Origin of the sequence: Acuticoccus yangtzensis (genome assembly GCF_001927245.1) — a bacterium.
Taxonomy (GTDB): Bacteria; Pseudomonadota; Alphaproteobacteria; order Rhizobiales; family Amorphaceae; genus Acuticoccus; species Acuticoccus yangtzensis.
Genome location: NZ_MJUX01000006.1, coordinates 25,941 through 48,497, shown reverse-complemented (window position 1 = coordinate 48,497; position 22,557 = coordinate 25,941). Strand labels below are relative to the sequence as shown.

The 22,557-nt window shown below is 69.4% G+C and carries 20 protein-coding genes; 7 read left to right on the top strand and 13 right to left on the bottom strand.

Annotated features, from left to right (window positions below; translation table 11 throughout):
- Positions 1-3: 3 nt before the first annotated feature.
- Positions 4-264, bottom strand: coding sequence for a hypothetical protein (locus BIX52_RS15020; protein WP_075221920.1), 261 nt, complete (start codon positions 262-264; stop codon positions 4-6).
- Between the two features lie 131 nt (positions 265-395).
- Positions 396-1,508: an S-(hydroxymethyl)glutathione dehydrogenase/class III alcohol dehydrogenase gene (locus BIX52_RS15015; RefSeq protein ID WP_075221919.1), complete on the bottom strand. Its 1,113-nt coding sequence runs from the start codon at positions 1,506-1,508 to the stop codon at positions 396-398.
- A gap of 136 nt (positions 1,509-1,644) precedes the next feature.
- Between BIX52_RS15015 and BIX52_RS15010 the strand changes: the two genes are divergently transcribed.
- A complete protein-coding gene (locus BIX52_RS15010; RefSeq protein ID WP_211098186.1) occupies positions 1,645-2,166 on the top strand; it encodes a MarR family winged helix-turn-helix transcriptional regulator in 522 nt (173 codons plus the stop codon).
- A 62-nt stretch (positions 2,167-2,228) separates the two neighbouring features.
- Here the strand turns inward: BIX52_RS15010 and hemF are convergent, their stop codons facing one another.
- Both hemF and BIX52_RS15000 read right to left on the bottom strand, forming a co-directional pair.
- The gene (gene hemF, locus BIX52_RS15005; RefSeq protein WP_075221918.1) at positions 2,229-3,146 is read right to left on the bottom strand and encodes an oxygen-dependent coproporphyrinogen oxidase; all 918 of its coding nucleotides are present in this window, start codon (positions 3,144-3,146) and stop codon (positions 2,229-2,231) included.
- Positions 3,143-3,604, bottom strand: coding sequence for a tRNA (cytidine(34)-2'-O)-methyltransferase (locus BIX52_RS15000; RefSeq protein WP_075221917.1), 462 nt, complete (start codon positions 3,602-3,604; stop codon positions 3,143-3,145). Before BIX52_RS15000 ends, hemF begins: the two co-directional genes overlap by 4 nt.
- Positions 3,605-3,790: 186 nt before the next feature.
- Here BIX52_RS15000 and petA point away from each other — a divergent pair, with 186 nt between their 5' ends.
- The 4 genes from petA to phnN all read left to right on the top strand — a co-directional run bounded on the left by petA (position 3,791) and on the right by phnN (position 9,629).
- Complete coding sequence (gene petA, locus BIX52_RS14995) at positions 3,791-4,369, top strand: ubiquinol-cytochrome c reductase iron-sulfur subunit (RefSeq protein ID WP_075221916.1); 579 nt, start codon at positions 3,791-3,793, stop codon at positions 4,367-4,369.
- A gap of 19 nt (positions 4,370-4,388) precedes the next feature.
- Positions 4,389-5,693, top strand: a complete 1,305-nt coding sequence (locus BIX52_RS14990; protein ID WP_075221915.1) for a cytochrome b — start codon at positions 4,389-4,391, stop codon at positions 5,691-5,693.
- Positions 5,694-5,696: 3 nt separating this feature from the next.
- Complete coding sequence (locus BIX52_RS14985; RefSeq protein ID WP_083660305.1) at positions 5,697-6,587, top strand: cytochrome c1; 891 nt, start codon at positions 5,697-5,699, stop codon at positions 6,585-6,587.
- Positions 6,588-7,508: 921 nt separating this feature from the next.
- Complete coding sequence (gene phnN, locus BIX52_RS14980; protein ID WP_083660303.1) at positions 7,509-9,629, top strand: phosphonate metabolism protein/1,5-bisphosphokinase (PRPP-forming) PhnN; 2,121 nt, start codon at positions 7,509-7,511, stop codon at positions 9,627-9,629.
- A gap of 11 nt (positions 9,630-9,640) precedes the next feature.
- Here the strand turns inward: phnN and BIX52_RS14975 are convergent, their stop codons facing one another.
- From BIX52_RS14975 to BIX52_RS14940, 8 genes are all read right to left on the bottom strand, one after another.
- Complete coding sequence (locus BIX52_RS14975) at positions 9,641-10,192, bottom strand: hypothetical protein (RefSeq protein WP_075221914.1); 552 nt, start codon at positions 10,190-10,192, stop codon at positions 9,641-9,643.
- Between the two features lie 61 nt (positions 10,193-10,253).
- Positions 10,254-11,408, bottom strand: coding sequence for a succinyl-diaminopimelate desuccinylase (dapE, locus tag BIX52_RS14970; protein WP_075221913.1), 1,155 nt, complete (start codon positions 11,406-11,408; stop codon positions 10,254-10,256).
- The gene (locus BIX52_RS14965) at positions 11,405-11,758 is read right to left on the bottom strand and encodes a DUF805 domain-containing protein (RefSeq protein ID WP_075221912.1); all 354 of its coding nucleotides are present in this window, start codon (positions 11,756-11,758) and stop codon (positions 11,405-11,407) included. The genes dapE and BIX52_RS14965 overlap by 4 nt, the downstream gene beginning before the upstream one ends.
- 68 nt (positions 11,759-11,826) lie before the next feature.
- Complete coding sequence (gene dapD / locus BIX52_RS14960; protein WP_075221911.1) at positions 11,827-12,678, bottom strand: 2,3,4,5-tetrahydropyridine-2,6-dicarboxylate N-succinyltransferase; 852 nt, start codon at positions 12,676-12,678, stop codon at positions 11,827-11,829.
- Positions 12,679-13,036: 358 nt separating this feature from the next.
- Positions 13,037-13,795: a pyrimidine 5'-nucleotidase gene (locus tag BIX52_RS14955; protein WP_075221910.1), complete on the bottom strand. Its 759-nt coding sequence runs from the start codon at positions 13,793-13,795 to the stop codon at positions 13,037-13,039.
- A gap of 165 nt (positions 13,796-13,960) precedes the next feature.
- Positions 13,961-14,791 carry an acetylglutamate kinase gene (argB, locus tag BIX52_RS14950; protein WP_205647785.1) on the bottom strand — a complete coding sequence of 277 codons (831 nt, stop codon included), beginning with the start codon at positions 14,789-14,791 and terminating at the stop codon, positions 13,961-13,963.
- A gap of 223 nt (positions 14,792-15,014) precedes the next feature.
- Positions 15,015-17,117, bottom strand: coding sequence for a hypothetical protein (locus tag BIX52_RS14945; RefSeq protein ID WP_075221908.1), 2,103 nt, complete (start codon positions 17,115-17,117; stop codon positions 15,015-15,017).
- 210 nt (positions 17,118-17,327) lie between these two features.
- The gene (locus BIX52_RS14940) at positions 17,328-18,824 is read right to left on the bottom strand and encodes an AMP-binding protein (protein ID WP_075221907.1); all 1,497 of its coding nucleotides are present in this window, start codon (positions 18,822-18,824) and stop codon (positions 17,328-17,330) included.
- 275 nt (positions 18,825-19,099) lie between these two features.
- Between BIX52_RS14940 and BIX52_RS14935 the strand changes: the two genes are divergently transcribed.
- Positions 19,100-20,182, top strand: coding sequence for a hypothetical protein (locus BIX52_RS14935; protein WP_075221906.1), 1,083 nt, complete (start codon positions 19,100-19,102; stop codon positions 20,180-20,182).
- A gap of 201 nt (positions 20,183-20,383) precedes the next feature.
- Here BIX52_RS14935 and BIX52_RS14930 read toward each other — a convergent pair whose 3' ends face one another.
- Positions 20,384-21,934 (bottom strand): UxaA family hydrolase, encoded by a 1,551-nt coding sequence (locus BIX52_RS14930; RefSeq protein WP_075221905.1) that lies wholly within the window; start codon positions 21,932-21,934, stop codon positions 20,384-20,386.
- A 94-nt stretch (positions 21,935-22,028) separates the two neighbouring features.
- Here BIX52_RS14930 and BIX52_RS14925 point away from each other — a divergent pair, with 94 nt between their 5' ends.
- Positions 22,029-22,556, top strand: coding sequence for a hypothetical protein (locus tag BIX52_RS14925; protein WP_075221904.1), 528 nt, complete (start codon positions 22,029-22,031; stop codon positions 22,554-22,556).
- Position 22,557 lies beyond the last annotated feature (1 nt).

Genomic DNA, 22,557 nt, shown 5'->3' with positions numbered 1-22,557 from the left:
CGTCTACTTCGTTGTGGTTTCAAGGTGGTGGCGGAGGGTTTCCGCCTCGTGCCCGTCGCTGATGACGAGGCAGCCGTTCAGGATGGGCTCGCGCACGACGATCGGCGCACCGACGGGGTTGCCGTTCCACCGCACGACGATCTCTTCGGACACGAGCTCGCTGGTGAAGCGGGCGAGTTCGCGGCCGGCGTCGGCGGTGAAGCAGAAGGCCACCCCTCCGGCGACCCCGGTTTCGACCGAACCGACCTGGCTCGGCGTGAACATCAGCGTTTCATGCGGGGACGAGAGGGTGAGCGTGTTTGCGGCGGCCGTTCCTGCGGGCGCCAGCGCGCACGCGGCGAGGGCCGTGAGGCCGATGCGCCGGGCGAGCCGGTGCCGGAAGGCTGCCGCGCACCTCAATAGAGGACCACCGAGCGGATGGACTCACCGGCGTGCATGAGGTCGAAGCCCTTGTTGATGTCGTCGAGCGGCATGGTGTGCGTGATCAGATCGTCGATATTGATCTTACCATCCATGTACCAATCGACAATCTTCGGAACGTCGGTGCGACCGCGTGCGCCGCCGAAGGCCGAGCCGCGCCAGGTGCGGCCGGTGACGAGCTGGAAGGGGCGGGTGGCGATCTCGGCGCCGGCGGGGGCGACGCCGATGATGATCGATTCGCCCCAGCCTTTGTGCGCGCATTCCAGCGCTTGGCGCATGGTGTTGACGTTGCCGATGCACTCGAACGAGTAGTCGACGCCGCCGTTGGTGAGGTCGATGATCGCCTGGACGACCTTGTCGCGGCCGACGGTGTCCGGGTTCACGAAGTCGGTCATGCCGAATTTTTTGGCAAGCGGCACTTTGTCTTCGTTGAGGTCGACGCCGATGATGCGGTCCGCGCCGACCATTTTGGCGCCCTGGATGACGTTGAGGCCGATGCCGCCGAGGCCGAACACGGCGACGGTGGAGCCGGGCTCGACCTTGGCGGTATAGATCACGGCGCCGATGCCGGTGGTGACGCCGCAGCCGATATAGCAGACCTTGTCGAAGGGCGCGTCGGGGCGGATCTTGGCGAGGCTGATCTCGGGCAGGACGGTGAAGTTGGAGAAGGTGGAGCAGCCCATGTAGTGGAAGATGGGGCGTCCATCGAGCGAGAAGCGGCTGGTGCCGTCGGGCATCAGGCCTTGCCCCTGAGTGGCGCGAACGCGCTGGCACAGGTTGGTTTTCGGGTTGAGACAATACTCGCAGGTGCGGCACTCTGCGGTATAGAGCGGGATGACGTGGTCGCCCTTTTTGAGCGTGGTGACGCCGGGGCCGACGTCGACCACCACGCCTGCGCCTTCGTGGCCGAGGATCGCCGGGAAAATCCCTTCCGGGTCGGCGCCGGAGCGGGTGAACTCGTCGGTATGGCATAGTCCGGTGGCTTTGACCTCGACCAGCACTTCGCCTTCGCGCGGCCCGTCGAGGTCCACGGTGACGATTTCAAGCGGCTTGTCGGCCTCGAACGCGACGGCGGCGCGGGTCTTCATAAGCTTTGCCTTTCTTCGATGCGCCGTGTGACGCGAATTGGCGGCACAGAACCAACTTCGCCGGATTGTTGCAAGCCTCTGTCTTCGTTAAGATAACGCCGCTACCATTGAGCGCGTGCGACACGCTCGCCGGCATATGTTTGATTTTGCCAATCCAGTGTTTTTTGCTAATGAAAATTATCAGCCAATTGAGTGTATGATGTTGGACCGTAGCCTCGGCCTCGAGCTCGAAAATCAGCTCTGTTTTGCCCTTTACGCGGCCTCCAATGCGGTGACGCGGATTTACAGGCCGCTTCTGGCGCGGTTGGGACTGACCTACCCGCAGTATTTGGTGATGATCGTCCTATGGCAGGACGGTGCGCGGCCGATCGGCAAGATTGCCGAGCGGCTGCGTCTCGGTCCGAGCGCGATCGTTCCGCTGGTCGACCAATTGCAGCGGCATGGTTTCGTGCAACGGCGCCGCGACAGCGCGGACCGGCGCATGGTCTTCATCGAGCTGACCGAGGCGGGCGCGGCGATGGAGCGGCAGGTCGCCGCCGCGCGCGACGCTGTGGTGTGCCGCCTCGCGATGGAGGACGAGCAGCTCTCCGCGCTGAGGGCCGAGCTGACCCACCTGACCGCGCGTCTCGCCGAAGTGGAGGACGCCGAGGCGTTCTGAGCGCTCGCCGGCCAAGCCTGCCGGTGGTCCAGTGAGGGCCACCGAACCGTCGGTGGCAGACTTCAGGGCCACCGAACCGTCGGTGGCATGGACGACAAAATCGACGCGACATTGCCGCCGGTCTTGAGGCCGAACAGCGTGCCGCGGTCATAGAGCAGATTGAATTCCACGTAGCGTCCGCGCCGGGCCTGCTGCTCCATGCGGTCCGCCTCGGTCCAGGCTTCACCCATCGTCTCGCGCACGATGGACGCATAGACGTCCATGAAGGTGGTGCCGATGTCGCGGATGAGGGCGAAGTCCGCCTCCCAGTCGCCCGACGCCAGGTAGTCGGTGAAGACGCCGCCGATGCCGCGCATCTCGCCCCGGTGGGGGAGATAAAAATACTCGTCGCACCACGCCTTGTCCCGCGCATAGTCGCCCACTGGATGGCGGGCATAGGCATCGCGGAAGGCGCTGTGGAAGCGCTGCGTGTGCGGGTGGTCCTGGCCGCGGCGGCGATCCAGCATCGGAGTCAGATCAGCTCCGCCGCCGAACCATTGGCGCGTCGTCACCACGTAGCGGGTGTTGATGTGGACGGTCGGCACGTGCGGGTTCAGCGGGTGGGCGATCAAGGAGATGCCGCTCGCCCAGAAGCGCGGATCGTCCGCCGCGCCGGGGATCTGCTTGGCGAAATCGCCCGAAAAGGTCCCGTGCACGGTGGAGGTGTGGACGCCCGCCTTCTCGAACAGCCGGCCCGCCAGCATGCCCATCACGCCGCCGCCGCCCTTCGCGCCGTCATGGTCGGTGCGCTCCCACGGCTCGCGGGTGAAGCGGCCAGGCGGAGTGTCGCCGTAGGAGGGGAGGCCGGCGGCCTCGTCCTCCAGCGTCTCGAACAGGGTGTGGATGTCGTCGCGCAGCCGCTCGAACCAGCTCTTCGCGCGCTCCTGCCAGTGGGCCAGGGTGGCGGCGTCGGGCTTGGGCCCGCCCTTCACATCGTTCATTCTAGTCCTCTCGTGGTCACGGCGCCGCTCGACACGGTGGCCGCCATCAACGCGATCCCGACCGCCACGGCAAGGTTGAGGGAACGCGCACCGGGCACGAGGGGGATGCGCACGCGCGCATCGGCGGCGGCGTGGACGGCGTCCGGAACCCCGGCGCTTTCTTGACCGAAGAGGAGGGTGTCGTCTTCATGGAAGGCGAAGTCGTGGAGGAGGGTGTCGGCGCGGGTCGTCAGAAGGACGATCCGGCCGGGGACGGCGGCCTTGAAGGCGTCGAAGGTCGGATGGCGCGTCAACGGGACGGAGGCGGCATAGTCGAGGCCCGCGCGGCGTACGGCACGGTCGGAGAGGTCGAAGGCGGCCGGGCCGACGATGTGGGCCGAGGCGCCGAAGCAGGCGAGAGTGCGCAGGATCGCCGCGGTATTCTGGGGGATCTCGGGCTGGAAAAGTGCGACATTCATGCCCGAGTCTCCGGTTGTTTGCAGGTTGGAACCATCGCACTCTAATTTCAGGTGTTTCTGGAAAGACGATCCGTTTAGAACCCTTTGTGGCTGACTGTCGATGTGGGACGAGTCTAGACATGACCCGCGCGGACAGGCATGGCATTGCGGCGATAAGCGCGATCAGGAATATGGGAGAGGGCGGTCGTGGCGACCACGGAAACGAATGACGGGCATGGAGAGGCGCACGGTGAAACGCGGCGCGACTTCCTCTACATCGCGACAGGTGCCGTGGCTGCGGTCGGCATCGGTTCGATTGCTTGGCCTTTTATTGATCAGATGAACCCGGACGCGGCCTCGCTCGCGCTGGCCTCCACCTCGGTCGACATTTCGGCGTTGGGTGAAGGCGAGTCGATGACGGTGATGTGGCGCGGCAAGCCGGTCTTCATCCGCAAGCGCACGCCGACCGAGGTCGAAGAGGCGAAAGAGGTCCCCCTCTCCGAGCTTCGCGACACGGATGCGCGCAACCCCAACATCGGCACCGGCGAGGCGACCGACGCCAACCGGGCCGTGCAGGGGCGCGAGGATCTTCTCGTGATGATCGGCGTGTGCACCCATCTCGGTTGCATTCCGCTCGGCCAAGCGGGCGATTTCGACGGCTGGTTCTGCCCGTGCCACGGCTCGCACTACGACACGGCGGGCCGTATCCGCCGGGGCCCTGCGCCGGAGAATCTGGCCATCCCGCCATACTCCTTCCCTGACGAGTCCACCCTCGTCGTCGGCTAATTAGAACAAGAGGACCGACATGGCCGGGCACGGACCCAAAACCCACTTCAAGAATCCGGCGGTGCGCTGGCTGGATTCGCGTCTGCCGATCGTCTCGATGATGAACGATCAGGCGATCGTCTTTCCGACGCCGAAGAACCTCAACTACATGTGGACCTTCGGCGCGATCCTGACGTTCATGCTGGTGACGATGATCGTCACCGGCATCACGCTGGCGATGCACTATGCCGCCAACACGGCGATCGCCTTCGACCAGGTCGAGAAGATCATGCGCGACGTCAATTTCGGTTGGCTGCTGCGCTACATCCACGCCGTGGGCGCGTCGATGTTCTTCTTCGCGGTGTACATGCACATCGCCCGTGGCCTCTACTACGGTTCTTACAAGGCCCCGCGCGAAGTGTTGTGGATGCTGGGTGTCATCATCCTCATCCTGATGATGGCAACCGCCTTCATGGGCTACGTGCTCCCCTGGGGGCAGATGTCCGGCTGGGGCGCCACCGTCATCACCAACCTGTTCTCCGCCATCCCGCTGGTCGGCCCGTCGATCACCGAATGGCTGTGGGGCGGGTTCGCCGTCGACAACGCGACGCTCAACCGCTTCTTCGCGCTGCACTATCTGCTGCCCTTCGTGATCGCGGGTGTCGTCATCCTGCACATCTGGGCGCTGCACGTGGCGGGCAACAACAATCCGACCGGCGTGTCGGTGAAGTCCTCGAAGGACACCGTCCCGTTCAGCCCGTACCTGACGATCAAGGACGGCTTCGCGATCGTGATCTTCATGATCCTCTACGCGTGGTTCGTGTTCTACGTGCCGAACTATCTCGGCCATCCGGACAACTACATTCAGTTCAACCCGCTGGTGACGCCGGCCCACATCGTCCCCGAATGGTACCTCCTGCCGTTCTACGCGATGCTGCGCGCCATTCCGGACAAACTCGGCGGCGTCATCGTGATGTTCGCGTCGCTGCTCATCCTTCTGGTGATCCCCTGGCTCGACACGTCGCGCGTCCGTTCGGCCCGCTACCGTCCGATGTTCAAGATCGCCTTCTGGATCTGGGTCGTGACCTGCATCGCGCTCGGCTATCTCGGCGCCATGCCCGCGGAAGGCATCTACGTGATCCTGGCGCGGATCTTCACGCTCTACTACTTCGGCTTCTTCCTCATCCTGATGCCCGTGCTCGGCATCATCGAGACGCCGAAGCCGCTGCCGAATTCGATCGCGGACGACGTCCTCGCCAAGTCGAAGAAGAAACACGCCGACGTTCACACCGGCTCCGGGGCGGGGACGCCCGAAGGTGCCGCCGCCGCGCCGAAGAAGGATTGACCGATGCTTGAGACGAGACCCACGCCGCTTGCCCGGATCGGCAAGCTCGTCGGCACCGCCGGGCTCTCGGTCGCGCTTCTGTGCGGCGCGGGGACGGCCCTGGCGCTGCTGGCGGCTCCCGCCAGCGCCGCCGAGGAGGGCGGCCACCACATCGAGAAGCAGGACTGGACCTTCGCGGGCATCTTCGGCCAGTACGATCAGGCCCAGCTGCAGCGCGGCCTCAAGGTCTATCGTGAGGCGTGCTCGGCCTGCCACTCGATGAAGATGGTGCCGTTCCGGACCCTCGCCTCGCACCAGGGTCCGAACTTCTCCGAAGAGGCGATGGAGCAGATCGCGTCCGAGTACACGATCACGGACATCTCCAACGAGGACGGCCAGCCCTTCGACCGTCCGGGCCGGCCGACGGATTATTTCCCGTCGCCCTATCCGAACGCCGCCGCTGCGGCCGCGGCCAACGGCGCCGCCCCGCCGGACTTTTCGCTGATCGCCAAGGCGCGTGCCACGCACCGCGGCTTCCCCGGCTTCATCACCGACGCCTTCGCAGGCTACTCCGAGGCCGGACCGGACTACATCTACGCCCTTCTGCAGGGGTACGAAGAGCCGCCGGAAGGCGTCGAGGGCGCGCCGGGCCAGTATTACAACCCGGTGTTCGTCAACGGCGACTGGATCGCCATGCCGCCCCCGCTGGAGGACGGCCGCGTCGAGTATGACGACGGCAGCCCCGAGACGCTGGAGCAGTACTCCGCCGACATCTCCGCCTTCCTGATGTGGGCCGCCGAGCCGCACCTCGAAGAGCGCAAGCAGATCGGCTTCCGCGTGATGATCTTCCTCATCGTCTTCGCTGTGCTCCTCTTCATGACGAAGAAGAAGCTCTGGCGGAACGTGGAACACTGACCGCGCACCGGCCGTACCCCGCGGCCGGCCCCAACGGACCACCGACCCCGTGATCGGCCGCGCTTCGTCCCGAAGCGCGGCCGATCCGCGTTTACGCACCCGGTCCGGACGCCGCCCGCCAGCGCGCTCCCCGGCGTACCCGTGCCGCAGTTTTTCCCGCGGCGCCGTACGGCAGCGCTGCCGGCAGACTAGCGCCCCGGCGATCCCGGCGCACCCACGCCGCGACGGTCGCGGCGGGCTCGCGCTGCTACACCCCCGGCGGACCTCCGCCGTCTGCTCCTGCCTACCTGCGCCGCAGTACTTGCGATGGGCCTGCGTCGCAGTACTCCGGGTGGCCTGCGTCGCAACGCTCCCGGCGGATCAGCGTCTCGGCGCCCCCGGCGGAGCCGTACCGTAGCAGCCCGGTGGAGCGGCACCGCGGCGCCCCCGGCGGAACCGCGCGGCGGCATTCCTGGCGGACCCGCGCCGAATGGCCCCCGCGGATCGGCGTCGCAATGCCCAAGGACGAAGTGCCCGGGCCGTTCTGTCGCACGTGCGAGCCGTGGCAACGGGGCGGCTCGTGAACGCACTTGTCTGCGATGTTAAATGCGTCATCTCATCGTCGATATGATCTGTTATCGGCATGATGTCCCGAGGTCTGCCAGCCGAGGGCGCCACACCCTATGCACGCGACACCGCCTACCTGTCCGACTCCGTCTCGTCCGCCTCCCAACGCCCCGCACCGCCTGCCGCTGCCCGGCCATCACATCCATCAGCCGCTACAGGCACCGCACCGCCCGCCGCTTCGCTCGCTCCACCTAAAACGTACCGCACCACCCGCCGCGCGCCCGCTCCACCCAAACGCTCCGCACCCCCGCCGACCCGCGCGACACCCCAGCACCCGCCGGCCCAGACCCGCGGCACGACCGAAGGACCCTCGTGATGCCTCCGACCTCCGCCACGCCGACGCATGCGGCGGAACCGAACCGTCCAGGCCCCGACGACGGGGTTCTGGTGCTGGTCGTCGGACCGAGCGGGGTGGGCAAGGATTCGCTGATCGACGGCGCGCGCCCGCGCCTCCCCGCCAGCCTGTTCCACTTCGCCCGCCGCGTCGTCACACGCCCGCGCGAGGCCGGGGGCGAGGACCACGAGCCGATGACCCTCGCCGACTTCGAGGCGGCGGAGGCGGGCGGGGCCTTCGCCGTCACCTGGGGCGCCCACGGCCTGCGCTACGGCATCCGCCACGCCGCCCTCGCCCCGCTGCGTGATGGGCGCAACGTCATCGTCAATGCCTCGCGCCAATCGCTCGCCGCCTTCGCCGCCATCGCCGGGCGGGTGGTGGTCGTGTCGGTCACGGCGCCGCCGGCGATCGTGCGCGCCCGGCTGGAGGCGCGGGGGCGCGAGGACGCGGCCGAGGTTGCCGAGCGTCTCGGCCGCCAGGTCCCGCTGGTCGGCGCGCAGAATATCGCCGTCATCGACAATGGCGGCGCGCTCGCCGAGGGGGTCGGCCGGTTCGCCGCCGCAGTGCTCGGCGCGGCGCGGCTGCCGCTCACCGTCACGCGCCTGCCGCTCAGCCTGCCGGGCGGCCCGGTGGCGCTTCTCAACCAGGCCGCCCTCCCGCTGACCGCGGGTCAGCTCTCGCCGGGCACCACCGCCGAACTCCGCGCGGCCGATCCCGGCCCGTCCCCGGCGGGCACCAGCACGGCAGCGCGAGGCGGGATGCGCGTCGCCATCGCCACCGCCGCGGACGACGCTTTGGTGGCGCCGGGCGAGGTCGGCCTTCCTGCGGGCGTTGCGCCGGACCTTGCCGCCGGCGCCGTGGTCACCCTGCGCCCCGCCCGCGCCGCCGCCAGCCGCGATGCGCTGCGGCGCAAGGTCGCCGGCGCGGCGCTCGGCGCGGCCGAGATCGGCGCCATCGTCGAGGACATCGCGGCCGGGCGCTACAGCGAGGCGGAGGTGGCGGGCTTCCTCGTCGCCGCCGCGCGTGGCCTTTCGCCCGACGAGGTGGCCGCCTTCACCGCAGCGCGCGCCGGCCTCGTTCCGCGCCTCGCCTGGGACGCGCCCCTGGTGCTCGACAAGCATTCCATGGGCGGCGTCCCCGGCGATCCGGCGAGCCTCATCGTGGTGCCGATCGTCGCCGCCGCGGGCCAGATCATCCCCAAGACCTCGTCCCGCGCGATCACATCGGCGGCCGGGACCGCGGACATCATGGAGTGCGCGGCCGCGGTGGACCTCACGCCGGACGACCTGCGGCGCACGGTGGCGGCGGCCGGCGGGGCGATCGCCTGGAGCGGACGCATCGCCCACAGCGCGCTCGACGACGTGATGAACGCCATCAACCGCCCGCTCGGCATCGCGTCCGCCGAGCTCGATGTGGCCTCCATCCTCTCCAAAAAGCGCGCGGCGGGGGCGACCCACGTGATCGTCGACATCCCCGTCGGCCCCGCGGTGAAGGTGAAGACGGCGGAGGATGCGCGCCGCCTCGCCGCGCTCTTCACGGCCACGGGCGCGGCCGTGGGGCTGACCGTCGTGGCGCTGCCGAGCGACGGGCGCCAGCCCATCGGCCGCGGTGTCGGCCCGGCGCTGGAGCTTCAGGACGCGCTGGCCGTCTTGCAGAACAATGCCGATGCGCCGGAGCCGCTGCGGGCCAAGGCGCTCGCAATCGCCGGCCGCCTGCTCGACCTCGTGCCCGAGGTCGCGGCGCGGCCGGGTGGCGGCGCGGCCCGCGCGGCCGAGCTTCTCGCCTCTGGCGCAGCGCTGGCGTCGTTCGAGGCGATCGCGGAGGCGCAGGGGCCGCACCCGCGCGCGCGCCCGGGCGCCTTTCGCCGCGAACTCCTCGCCCCGCGCAGCGGCACGGTGGCGGCCGTCGACATCTTCGCCGTGGCGGGGTTGGCGCGCGCGGTGGGGGCACCGGCGGACAAGGGGGCGGGCGTGCGCCTGATCGCCCGGCCGGGCGACGAGGTGCGCGAAGGTGCGCCGTTTGCCGAGGTGACGGCGACGAGCCAGCACGGCATCGACATCATTCGCGCCGAGGCGGCCGGCGACGTCTACAAGATCGCCTGAACGGGGGCGGCCTATCCGGCGATCGCGACGACCAGGAAGGAGATGACGAGGTCGACCGCGATCAGCGCCACCGCCACCTCGATCGTCACCCCGAGCGATATGCGGATGATGAGGAAGTGGTAGCGGACCGCCACCATCAGCGCGACGAGGGTGGCGATGATGGCCATCTGGTCGCCGAGGAAGCCGGCCCCCTGCAGCACGATGGGGATCGTCACGATGACCCAGCTGATCGGCGCCGCCCAGTTGCGGGCGACGACGTAGGACACGTAGCTCTTGCTGATGCCGAGCGGTTTGGCGAGCGCGGCGAGGATGATGGGAAACAGCACCCAGTCCAGCGCCAGGGCGGGAAGGCGGCTCAGAAAGGCCTCGAACAGCGGCGGCTGCACCGCGATGCGCGACAGGGCGAGCAGCGAGATCGCGTCGATGGGCAGAATGAGGAGGAGGGCCCCGAAGGAGCGCCAGAAGCCCTCGAGGCTGCGGTCCAGAAGGTCGAGTCCGTCGCGCCGGTTGCGAAAGAGGCGCCATGCACCTTCGAGGGATCGGCTGATTTCGGCGACGGTCATCGCCGGCGCCCCCGCATGCGCGGCGCCTGGCGGTGGGCGCAAGGAGGGCGCGGGGCGCGCATCAGCCGGCGAGCACCGCGTCGATGATGGCGCGGTAGGCGGCGGTCAGGCGCGTCAGCTCGGCGATGGAGGTGCGCTCGTTCACCTGGTGCATCGTGTCGCCGACGCCGCCGAATTCCACGACGGGGCAGTAGTCCTTGATGAAGCGCGCGTCGGAGGTGCCGCCGCCGGTGGTTGCCTCGGGCGTGACCCCGGTGGTGGCGCGGATGGCGCCGGTGACGGCGGCGATCAGCGCATCGTCCTTGGTGCGGAAGGCGCCGCCGTGGCTCGGCTGCCAGGCGATGTCCACCGCCATGTCGCCCGCCGCGCCGGTGATGCGGCGGATCAGCTCGGCGCGCAGGGCGTCCGGCTCCCAGAGGTCGTTGAAGCGCACGTTGAAGCGCAGTCGCCCGGACTCGGGGATGACGTTCCACGCCGGGTTGGCGATGTCGATGGAGACGATTTCGAGGTTGGTCGGCAGGAACTGCGCGGTGCCCTCGTCGAGCGGGGCTTTCAGCGCCTGGCCGATCGCGAGGAGGGCGGGAACCGGGCTCGCGGCGAGGTGCTGATAGGCGACGTGGCCCTGGCGGCCGGTCACCGTCACCTCGGCCGACATGGAGCCGCGGCGGCCGATCTTGATGGTGTCGCCCAGCACCTTCACCGAGGTCGGCTCACCGACGATGGCGGCGTCGATCCGTGTGCGCTCGGCGGCCCAGGCGATCAGAGGCGCGGTGCCGTCGACGGCCGCGCCCTCCTCATCACCGGTGATGATGAAGGAGAGCTGGCCCTCGCCGCGGTCCGGCGCGCCTGTGGCGGCCCAGTCGGCGGCGGCGGTGATCATCGCCGCGACGGCGCCCTTCATGTCCTGCGCGCCGCGGCCGTAGAGCGTGTCGCCGTCGACGGAGGCGGCGAAGGGCGCGTGCGACCAGGCGTCCGGGTTGCCGGCGGGCACGACGTCGACATGGCCGGCGAGCGCGAGGTGGCGGCCGCCGGTGCCGATGTGGGCGTAGAGGTTTTCGATCGGCGTGCCGGCGCTGTCGAACATCATGCGCGTCACGGTGAAACCGGCCGCCGTCAGCGCACCTTCGACGAGGTCGAAGGCGGCGGGGCCGGCGGGGGTGACGCTTTCGGCGCGGATCAGCTCACGTGCGAGCGGGAGAGAGTCGAGTTCGCTCATGCGCGGCCCCGTTGGTTGGGGCCTGGCCCGTACATGTTCGGCCCCTTCTCCCCCGGCACGACGCCGATGATGAAGAACACCAGAAGGCTGATGAAGGGGATGGCGAGGAGCACGGAGGCCCACCCGGTGACGCCGCGGTCGTGCAGGCGTTTGACGGCCAGCGCGACCTGGATCCACATCAGCGCGGCGAAGGCGAACATCGCGGCGGGGTTGCCCGGCCGGATCTCGGCCGTCTCCGCGTCGACGACGATGATCGGCACCGCCATGGCCAGCGGCACCGTGAGGGCGAGGCACAGCAGGTTGCTGAGCCAGAAGACCTCACGGTTGATGCGACCGTCGAGGGCGAACATGGCCCACAGGACACTGGGCGGACGCGGTCCGGACGGGGAGCCGGATGGACGGTCGGGCAAAGCGGTTCTTAGTCCCTGAGAAGTTCGTTGATCGACGTCTTGGAGCGGGTGCGCTCGTCGACGCGCTTCACGATGATGGCGGCGGCCAGCGACATCTTCATATCGCCGGCGGCCTTGGTTTCCACCGAACCGGGCACGACGACGGAGTAGGGCGGCACTTCGCCCATGAAGACTTCGCCGGTGGCGCGGTCGATGATGCGGGTGGAGGCGCCGAGGAAGACGCCCATGGAGAGGACGGAGCCCTTGCCGACGCGCACGCCCTCGGCGACCTCGGACCGGGCGCCGATGAAGCAGTCGTCCTCGATGACGACGGGCGCGGCCTGCAGCGGCTCAAGCACACCGCCGATGCCTGCGCCGCCGGAGATGTGGCAGTTCTTGCCGATCTGCGCGCAGGAGCCGACGGTGGCCCAGGTGTCGACCATCGTGCCCTCGTCGACATAGGCGCCGAGGTTGACGAAGGACGGCATCAGGACGACGCCGGGGGCGATGAAGGCGGAGCGGCGCACGATGGAGCCCGGCACGGCGCGGAAGCCGGCCTGCTCGAAGTCGACCGCGCCCCAACCGTCGAACTTCGAGGGCACCTTGTCCCACCAGGTGGCCGAGCCCGGCCCGCCTTCGATGGTCTCCATCGGGTTGAGGCGGAAGGACAGGAGCACGGCCTTCTTCAGCCACTCGTTGACCTGCCAGCCGTTCGCGGTCGGCTCGGCGACGCGCATCACGCCGCGGTCGAGGAGGCCGAGCGCTTTTTCCACGGCGTCGCGGACCATGCCGGTGGTGCGGATGGTGACGGATGCGCGCTCGTCGAAGGCGGCGTCGATGGTGGCCGCGAGGCGGTCGCGTTCTGAAGGCGTGATCTGCATGGCTATCCGGGTTCGGCTTTTGGGAAGGACATAAGAGATCTCGCCAGCGTTGCCTAGCGGGCGCATCCGCCTAAGGAGGCCATGTGTTCTAGGCAGCAGATATAACGTGGACGGCGTGCGCGGGGAGAGGCGGTTTAGCGCAGGCCTCCCGCCGCCGGTGAGCCGCCGGCCCGTGCCCCGGCAACCGGTGACACGCTGGGACGGACCGTTGAGGAACGGCAGGGAGGATGGACCCCGCCGCCGCGTCATCGGCGAGCGCCGCCCGTCGCGCTTCGGCCGGTTCCGCCGCGGCGCTATGGTCGAGCAGTAGCGCTCGGCGGGGAGGGGGCCGGCGGCGAGGGGGCAGGCGGGCCGAGCGTCAGAAGGCGGGGACCGGGGCGTGGCCGGTGGCGATACGCTCCAGGAAGCCTGCCAGGTCGTCCGTCACATATTCGACGTGCGGGGCGGTCTGGCCTTCCAGCTCCCAGTCCTCGCGGAACACCTCGCGCGTCCCTTCAGGCACCACGAGGACGGTGCGCATGCCGTTCTCGTGCGGCACGGCGAGGTTGCGGGACAGATCCTCGAACATCGCCGCGCGGCTGGGGTCGATGCCGTGCATCTGCCAGAACTTGGCGTAGGTGTCGGCGTGGGGCTTGGGGATGAGGTCGGCGGCGACGATGTCGAAGATGTCTTCGAAATGGGCGTGGACGCCGATCCGCTCGGCGATCGCGCGTGCGTGGGCGGTGGTGCCGTTGGTCATGATGAAGCGGCGGCCGGGAAGCCCCTCGAGCGCAGAGGCCAGGCGCGGGTCGGGCACCACGCGCGAATGGTCGATGTCGTGGACGAATTCGAGGAAACCGTCGGGGTTGATGCCGTGCTCGACCATCAGCCCGCGCAGGGTGGTGCCGTAGCGCTTATAGTAGTCTTTCTGGAGAGCCCGTGCGGCGTCGCGCTCCATGTCGAGCAGCTTGCCGACGAATTCGCTCATCTTCTGGTCGACTTGGGCGAACAGGTCCGTGTGCGGCGGATAGAGCGTGTTGTCGAGGTCGAAGATCCAGGTGTCGACGTCCGCGAAGGGTTTCAGATCGCGCGGATTGGCGATCGGGCTTTCGGACGGGAGCGGGGTAGGGTGGGCCATGGCGTCTCCGGCTGTCCCGGACGGGCGGAAGCCGACCGGACCGGGAGCCTACACGCGATCGGCCCTGATGCAAAAGGCGGTTTCGCCACACCGGATCGGGCGGGGCGAGGCCCGCCCCAGCCCAGCTCCAGCCCCGTCCTACACCGGCCTGCTCAGGCGACGGCCTCAGCGGGTGATGAGGGTGCCCGCGCCGCCGTCGGTGAAGAGCTCCAGCAGCACCGCGTGGGGCGTCTTGCCGTTGAGGATGACGACGCCGTCCACGCCCCGCTCCAGCGCGGCGATGCAGGTCTCCACCTTCGGCACCATGCCGCCGGAGATGACGCCGGACGCCATCAGCCGGCGCGCCTCGGCGACCGTCAGCTCGCGGATGAGGTTCTTATCGCCATCCAGCACACCGTCCACGTCGGTGAGGAAGAGGAGGCGCGTTGCCCCCAGCGCGCCGGCGATGGCGCCCGCGAAGGTGTCGGCGTTGATGTTGTAGGTCTCGCCGTCCGCGCCCTGGGCGACGGGGGCGATGACGGGGATGATCTCCTGCTTGGCGAGAACGTCCAGCACGTCGCGCCGGACTTCGACGGGTTCGCCGACGAAGCCGAGATCGACCACCTTCTCGATGTTGGAGTCGGTGTCGCGGGTGGTGCGCTTCAGCGGCTCGGCGAGCACCATGCGCCCGTCCTTGCCGCACAGCCCCACCGCGCGCCCGCCGGCCGCGTTGATGGTGGAGACGATGTCTTTGTTGATCGACCCGGCCAGCACCATCTCGACGATCTCGACCGTCTCGTGGGTGGTGACACGCAGGCCGTCGCGGAACTCGGACTTGATGCCGAGCCGGTCGAGCATCTGGCCGATCTGCGGGCCGCCGCCGTGGACGACGACGGCGTTGATGCCGGCGAGGGTCAGTAAAGTGATGTCTTCGGCGAAGTCGCGGCCCAGCTCCGGGTCGCCCATGGCGTGGCCGCCATATTTCACGACGATGGTCTTGTCGTCGTAGCGCAGCATGTAGGGGAGCGCGGTGGCGATGATCTCGGCCCGCAGCGGGGCGTCCGCGGGCAGGTTGTCGGCGGGGCTGGAGTCCGAGTTCGGCATGGGAAGCGTCTTTCGTGTTGCCCGCAGGTGCTAGCCCGAGGCCGCGCCCCTTGCAAGACGCGCCGCGCCCGCGTGCGAGATCGCGCCCGCGTGCACGATGAGGCGGACAAGGGTCCGCCCCATCTGCCGCGCCGCTTCAGTTGGCGGAGAGGCGCTGCTCCACCTCGGCGCGGCGGCGGGAGAGGTCGGACACCTCGGCCATCGCGGCGTCGATGTCGCCGGTGCGCGAGATGATGCGGCGGCGCACCTCCGCCCCTTCCGGCGTCGAGGCGTCGATGGCCTCCAGGTTGTCGCGGTCGAATTCCACGGCGCGGCGCAGGGCGTCGATCTCCTGTTCACGCTGGGCGATCGTGCGGTCGATCGCGGCGATCTCGGCGGTGAGGGCGCGGATGCCCTCCAGCCGCTCGCGGGTCTCCGCGTCGATCGCCCCGCCGGAGGAAAGCACCTCCTCGATCACCGGCGCGGGGAGGCTCGCCAAAAGATAGCGCTCCATGATCGGCCGCTCGGCGGTGACGGTGAGCGTGTGCTGCCCGGCCGGCAGCGCGACGCGGATGCGCGCGCGGCCCTCGTCGATGGTCACGACCTCGGGCGACAGGCCCTCGCCGGTGGCGCTGACGGTGTCGTTGCCGAGCCGCGCGATGTCGGTGACGAGGGTGGTCGCCTCACTGGCGGCCACGGTGAGGGTGGTCGTCTCCACCTCGCTGCGGCGGATGACGAGGCTGCCGCCGCGAAGGCTCGCCGTCGTCAGCGTGCGGTTGGCGCGCGACTGGGTGGTTGCCTTCAGGTCGGCGGACACGGCGAAGGGCAGGATCCGCGGCTCGCCCCCGTCCGCCCCGCCGAAGCGCGCGTCGCCGACGAAGCCGTCCTGATCGTAGACGGCGATGAGGCCGCCCGGCACGGTTGCTTCAGCGTCGAACGTCATTTCCAGGCTGTCGAAGGGCTGCGCGCCGCCGAGGAGGTCGAGATAGGTGATCCGCTGAATGTCCTCGTCGCCCGACAGGAAGGGGACGGTGAGGGTGCGGCCCGCGGCGAGGTCGATGGCGCCCGCGACGGGGAAGATGGTCGCGGCGGTGCCGGCCTCCGCGGGCGCGCCGGTGACGAGATCGGCGACGGGCATCGGCGCCGCCTCGGCGGCGGGGCCACGGCGGAACATGCGCCCCGCGTCGGCGCGCGGCGGGGCGGCGGCGGCGAATTGGGCCGTCTCCTCGGCGGCGACGATGCCGGTCTCTGCGGTGCGGCCGACCTCGAACGGCGCGTCGGGCCTGCGGGTGCGCAGCGGCGAATAGACGTCCTGGCTGTAGGCGACGGGGGTGCCGACGGCGAGGCGCAGGTCGATGCCGGTCCAGTCGAGCCCCGTGGTGTTTTCGAGCGTCGCCCAGCCCTGCAGGTTCACCTTGCCGCCCTCGCCGATGACGGCGCGGTAGGAGGGGCGCCACACCGTGGTGGGCACCACGAAGGAGAAGCCGGCCTCGGCGGGCTCGGCGAGGCGGACGGTGAGATCGCGCCGCCCGTCGTCGACGCTTTCCCCCAGCGCGGGGATGAGTTCGGCCATCGCCTCGGCCAGCGCCGGACCCTCGATGGCGATGTGCTCCAGCGACGGGAAGACGGCGAATGCGACCTCGCCCGCCGGGGTGGCGACGGCGGCGCGCAGGCCCGGTTTCTCGGGCGTCTGGTCGCTGCCGGGGACGGTGACCGGGCTGAAGGCGAGGAGGGTGCCCGACAAGGTACGCGGCCCGCCCGACAGCGTGACCTCCTTGCCGATGAGCGCCGTGAGGATGGTGGTGGGATCGGCGAGGTTGCCCGCGAGCAGCCGCCCGGTGGCGGAGCGCGCGCCGACCGGCTCGGCGGCCTCGAGGTCGATGGAGACGACCGGGGCGGGGCCGGTGACGAGGAGGGTGCGCAGGACGTCCGCCACCTGCGGCCGCTCGATGGCGAGGTTCATGGCCGACGCCGGGCCGGCCATGCGGCCTTCCACCTGGGCGAGGCCTCCGGTGGCCAGCGTCACGCGCGTGACCGCGACGGCCGCGGCGCGGGCAGTTTCGGCGCGGGCAGTTTCGGGGCGGCTGGTTTCGGCGGGGGTGGTCTCGGCGGCGGTGCCTTCGCCCGGTACGACGCCTTGGATGGCGTTCGGCCGCCCGTCGCTCGGCCCGTTGGCGGACTGTGCCCAGGCGGCGCCGCCGGTCCATCCGGCCGGGACCAGGCTGGTGGAGATTAACAGGGCGGCGGCTAGTGCGCCCAAACGCGATGCTCTCACGGCAATTCACTCCCTCGTCCGGTTGCGGGGCCTGCGCTAGCACGCGGCAGATCGGCCCGCCTAGGTGGTCCGTCCGGCCTCCGCGCGACGGCGGCCGGGCCGCCCTCAGATGAGGCCGCGCACGTGAAGTGGGCGTGAATGGGGCCTCCGCGCCGCAGGGGCGGGCGCCGCTGGCGCGGCGCCCCGACCGATCGTTCAGGCGGGCGCAGCGGCCAGTTTCTCCCGCAGGGCGGTCTTCAACACCTTGCCGTAGTTGTTCTTCGGCAGCGTCTCGATGGCGATGTAGGTCTTGGGCCGCTTGAAACGGGCAATCGCCTCCTGGCACAGCGCGTCCAGGGCCTCGTGATCCACCGGCCCCGCGCGGCCGACCACGAAGGCCACCACCTCCTCGCCCCAGTCGGGATGCGGCCGGCCGATGACCGCCACCTCGGCAACGTCCGGATGGGTCAGGAGAACCTCCTCCACCTCCCGCGGATAGATGTTGGTGCCGCCCGACACGATCATGTCCTTGGACCGGTCTTTGAGGGTGAGGAAGCCCTCGGCATCGAGTGCGCCGAGGTCGCCGGTCCAGAGCCAGCCGTCGCGGATCGCCGAGGCGGTCGCCTCCGGATTTCGCCAGTAGCCCTGCATCACGGTGGGACCGCGGCAGACCACCTCGCCGATGTCGCCGCAATCCACGTCGCGGCCCATCGGGTCCACGGTGCGCACCTCCATGGAGGACATGGCGAATCCGACCGAGCCGAGCCGCTCGGCCCAGCGCGGGTGCGTGCGGTCGGCGACGAGGCGCCGGGGAAGGGCGGTGATCGTCATCGGCGATTCGCCCTGGCCGTAGATCTGCACGAAGCGCGGCCCGAACTGGCGCACGGCCCGTTCGATGTCGGCCCCGTACATCGGCCCGCCGCCGTAGGCGATGGTGCGGATGCCGGTGCCGTCGTGTCCCGTCGCTTCGGCATGGATGACGAGGCGGCGCACCATGGTCGGCGCGGCGAACATGTGAAGGTTGCCGACGCTCTCCGCCAGCTCCAGAATTTCCGCCGGGTCGAACCCGCCCGAGCGCGGGATCACGTGGCGTGCCCCTTTCATGACGTGCATCAGCGCGTAGAGGCCGGCGCCGTGGGAGAGCGGCGCGGCATAGAGGGTGGCGTCGTCGGAGTGCACCTCGTCCACATCGGCGAGATAGGTGAGGCTCATGGCGATGAGGTTGGCCGCCGACAGCATGACACCCTTGGGCCGCCCCGTGGTGCCGGAGGTGTAGAAGAGCCACGCGAGGTCGTCGCTCTCCATCGGCTCGGGCGCCGCGAGAGGCGACGTCGCGGCCAGCGCGTCCACATCATCCCCGGTGAGGATGGGGACGCTCAGTTGCGGCGTTTCCTCGCCCGTGACGCAGAAGCGGGCGCCCGCGTGACCGGCGATATAGTCGGCCTCTTTCGGGTGCAATTTGGCGTTGATAGGTACGATGGCCGCGCCGGCCCACCAGGCGCCCCACATGAGCGGCAGATAGTCCGCACAATTCTTCATGAAGATGGCGAGCCGGTCGCCGCGGGAGAGACCTCTGCATCTCAGCCCCGCGGCGATGCGCGCGGCGCGGTCGGCAAAGGCGGCATAGTCGGCAATCGGTTGATCACCATGGAACAGAGCCGGGGCCTCGGGGGTGAGGATGGCGGCGCGCTGCAGCCAGTTCGCGAGATTCATGGTTCCTCCCAAAACCGTCGATTTGATTCAGGATCATAGACATGTTCGCTGGTAGAGTGCGGGGACCTGCTGTGGCGAAAATGTGAAATTTGAGGTTGCATTGTGGCGGCCTCTGAGGTTGGCTGACGCCGTTGTCCGAGGAGGCGCGCGTGAACAGGTTGAGGGTCGTGTCCGGCGATTTCGTTTGCGGGCCCCATCACCGCCTTGCGGTGAACGGTCACGCGGTCGACGTGCGCATGAGCGAGGGGCGAGGGTTTGTCCGTCGATCCCGACTCTTGCGCTATAGCGCGCCGGATGTCGAGGCGGTGAAGTGTGGCGGCGTGGTCGGGCGGCGGCGCGTCGGGGCGGCGTTGCTGGCGGTCGTGGTGCTGCTGCCGCTCGGCCCGTTCGCGCTGCTCGGCCTGTGCGCCCTTCTGTCGAAGCGCGAGTGGACGACCTTCTGGTGTGCCTTCAAGGACGGACGCACGTTCATCGGCGAGCTGCCGAGCACCCATTATGACCGTCTGGTCGACGCGGTGAACACCTATCACGTGAGCCGGCAGGATGCGGCGGAATGGTTGCCGGTGTCGCGCCTCGGCCATGCGGTCCCGCGTCCGCGCGGCGACGCGGCACTGGAACGCGGGTGGAAGCGCGCGCGGACCGTCCCGGTGGACGTTGCGGCGCCGGACCATGCTGTCGTGACGGCGAGCGCCGCGCGCCGCAGCAAGCCGGCCGGTCGGCGCAAGGCCGCGGCCGCAGGGGCGGGTGGCGGTGCAAGCGGAGCCGCGCCGGCCGGTGTGAGAGAGGCGCCCGCCGCTTCGGCGCCCGCGGCTTCGGTGCCTGGCGTCGACCCGCCGGTCCCCTCCGTCGCGAGCGGCCCGTCGTCTCTGCCTGAGACGCCCCGAGCGATGGCGCGGACCATCGCCCCGGCGCCGCCGCGCTTCGGCTGGACCCGCCGGCGCGACCACATGGCCGGCCCCGTCGCGGCGCCGAATGCGGCAGAGGTCGCCGCCGATGAGGAGAATGCTGAGGCCGCTGCGCCGACCGCCGCAGGGACCCGCGCGGAACGGAAGGCGCGGACCGCTCCCCCCGGCGAGGTTCCGTCGGCCGATCGCCGCGCCGAGCACGCGAGCGCCGATAGTCGGATTGCGCCGGGTGAGCGTCATTATGTTGCCGTTCCTCGTCTATGCGAGGCCGTCACGGTGGCCTGGAGCCCGGCGAACGACCCGGACCCGGTCGACGACGGTCACTTCGACGGCGCCTGCGGTGCGGTGGACGGCGCGCCGGTCCGCCTGCCGCTGGCGGACGTGCCGACCGCTTACGAATTGAGGAACCCCGGCGCGGACACCGCAGCGCTCGCCCGCAGCGCCTCACGCTGACGCTGACCGCCGCGCCTCACGCTGACGCTCGCGCTGACCGCCGCGCCAGCGGTCATGCTCTCCGGTGGTGCTGGGCCGATCCGGCGCTGCACCCCCCTCGGACGTCAGCCGTGGCGCCCCCGGCGCGGCCGCATGTGCCGCCGCGCCCCGCCCCGCAACTGGCCCTCGCGACAGGGCCTCGTAACAGCGTTCGTTTGCGGCTCAGCCGGTCACGCCGATCGGCCAGGGCGAAAACTCCTCCTCGCCCACGCCAAGCGCCTCGCTCTTGGACTTCTCGCCCGATGCGATGCGCAGAATGTGCGCGAAAATCTCCTCGCCCATCGCCTCCAGCGACTTCTGCCCGTCGATCACCTGACCGCAATTGATGTCCATGTCGCCCGTCATGCGGGTGAACATCGGCGTGTTGGTGGCGAGCTTGATCGTCGGCGCCGGGAACGACCCGAAGCACGAGCCGCGCCCGGTGGTGAAGCAGACGATGTTCGCCCCGCCGGCGATCTGCCCCGTCGCCGACACCGGATCGAAGCCCGGCGTGTCCATGATCACGAGGCCCTTCGTGGTCACCGGCTCGGCATAGTGGAACACGCCTTCGATGCCCGCCGAGCCGCCCTTCTTGGACCCGCCCAACGCCTTCTCGATGATGTTGGCGAGGCCGCCCACCTGGTTGCCGGGCGAGACGACGCCGTTCATCTGCGTGTCGCGCCCCTTGGTGTAGTCGAGCCACCAGTTGATGCGGTCGATGAATTTTTCGCCCACCTCGCGCGACTTCATCCGCGCCGTCAGCGTGTGCTCCACGCCGTAGAGCTCCGGCGTCTCCGACAGCATGGCCGTGCCGCCGTGGCGCACCAGGATGTCGACCGCCTTGCCCAGCGCCGGATTGGCGGACAGGCCGGAGAAGCCGTCCGACCCGCCGCATTGCAGGCCGATCGTGATGTGCTCCGCCGAGCACGGCTCGCGCGTCACCTGGTTGGCGATCGGCAGCATCTCGCGCACCGCCTTCTTGCCCGCCTCGACCGCGGCCGCCGTGCCGCCGACGTCCTGCATCGTCACCGCGTGCAGCATCTTGCCGGCCGCCAGGCTCTGCTCCTCGAAGAATTTCGGCAGGTTGTTGCGCTCGCAGCCGAGCGAGAAGACCACCGCGCCGGCGATGTTGGGATGTTTGATCGTGCCGCCGAGGGTGCGGCGCAGCAGGTCCATCGGCTCGCCGGTCAGCTCCATGCCGCAGCCCTGCTCGTGCACGAAGGCCACCACGCCGTCCACGTTGGGATAGTCGGCCAGCCGGTCCTCGTCGAAATAGGCGGCCACCTTGCGCGCGACCGTGGCCGAGCAGTTCACGGTGATGAAGAGGCCGATATAGTTCCGCGTCGCCACAGACCCGTCAGGCCGCTTGATGCCCATGAAGGTGGCGCGCTCGGCAGGGGGGAGAAGTTCGGTCGGGCGGTAGTCTTCGCCGAAGCGATAGTCCTTCTTAACCGCACCATTCAAGACGTTGTGGACGTGGAGATAAGCGCCCGGCTGAAGATCGTCCCCCGCGAAACCGATCACGGTGGAATATTTCAGGATCGGCTCGCCCTTGGCGATGAAACGCGTCGCGATCTTGTGGCCGAGCGGGATGTCGGCCAGCGCCGTCACGCCCTCAGAGCCGATTTCAGTACCCGCGGCGATCGGCTCGCGCGCCACGACGACGTTGTCTTCGGGGTCGAGGCGGATGACGGGATCGTTCGGGCGGACGGGAGTCTCCAAGAGGTCGCTCATGTGGCACTCGCTTCTTAAGCTTGACTGGCTTCTTCAGGTTGACGTTGCGCGTTTTGTGCGGTCGAAGTCTATGATGGATGAGGGGTAAGATTATATGCTGTCGAAAATAAATCTGACGTTCATCATTATTTGTCTCGCGGGCTGCTCACCGTCCAACCCGTTCGGTGTCGCCAGCACCGCGCCGGCAGGCAATTCCGCGCCGCTGGAACGGCGGATCGACACCGCCGCACAGCCGGCCGGGACCGGCGTCGCGTCCACGGAAAGGGTGGTCGTCACCCGCTCCTCCGGCGCTCCGGTCGTCACCGAGAGCACGTGGCAGGGGCCGACCACGGTTTTGATCCGCGGCGACGGGATCGGCACCGACCCCGCCGTGCTGCAGCGCGCTGCCAGCCTTGCCTTGTCGGAAGGCTACCAGCGCTTCGAGCTCAGCTATGGCACGGGCCCGGGCGACGTGCGCTATATCCGCCGCGCACCCGGCCCCGGCTCGCGCGGGCTGGAGCCGGTGATCGCCGCCGCGCCCGACACCGGCGCCACCGTGGTCCTCCTCAACCCCGGCGATGACGGCTTCGGCCATGCCTACGACGCGCAGACGATCCTCACCCAATTCGGACGCGCCTATTGAC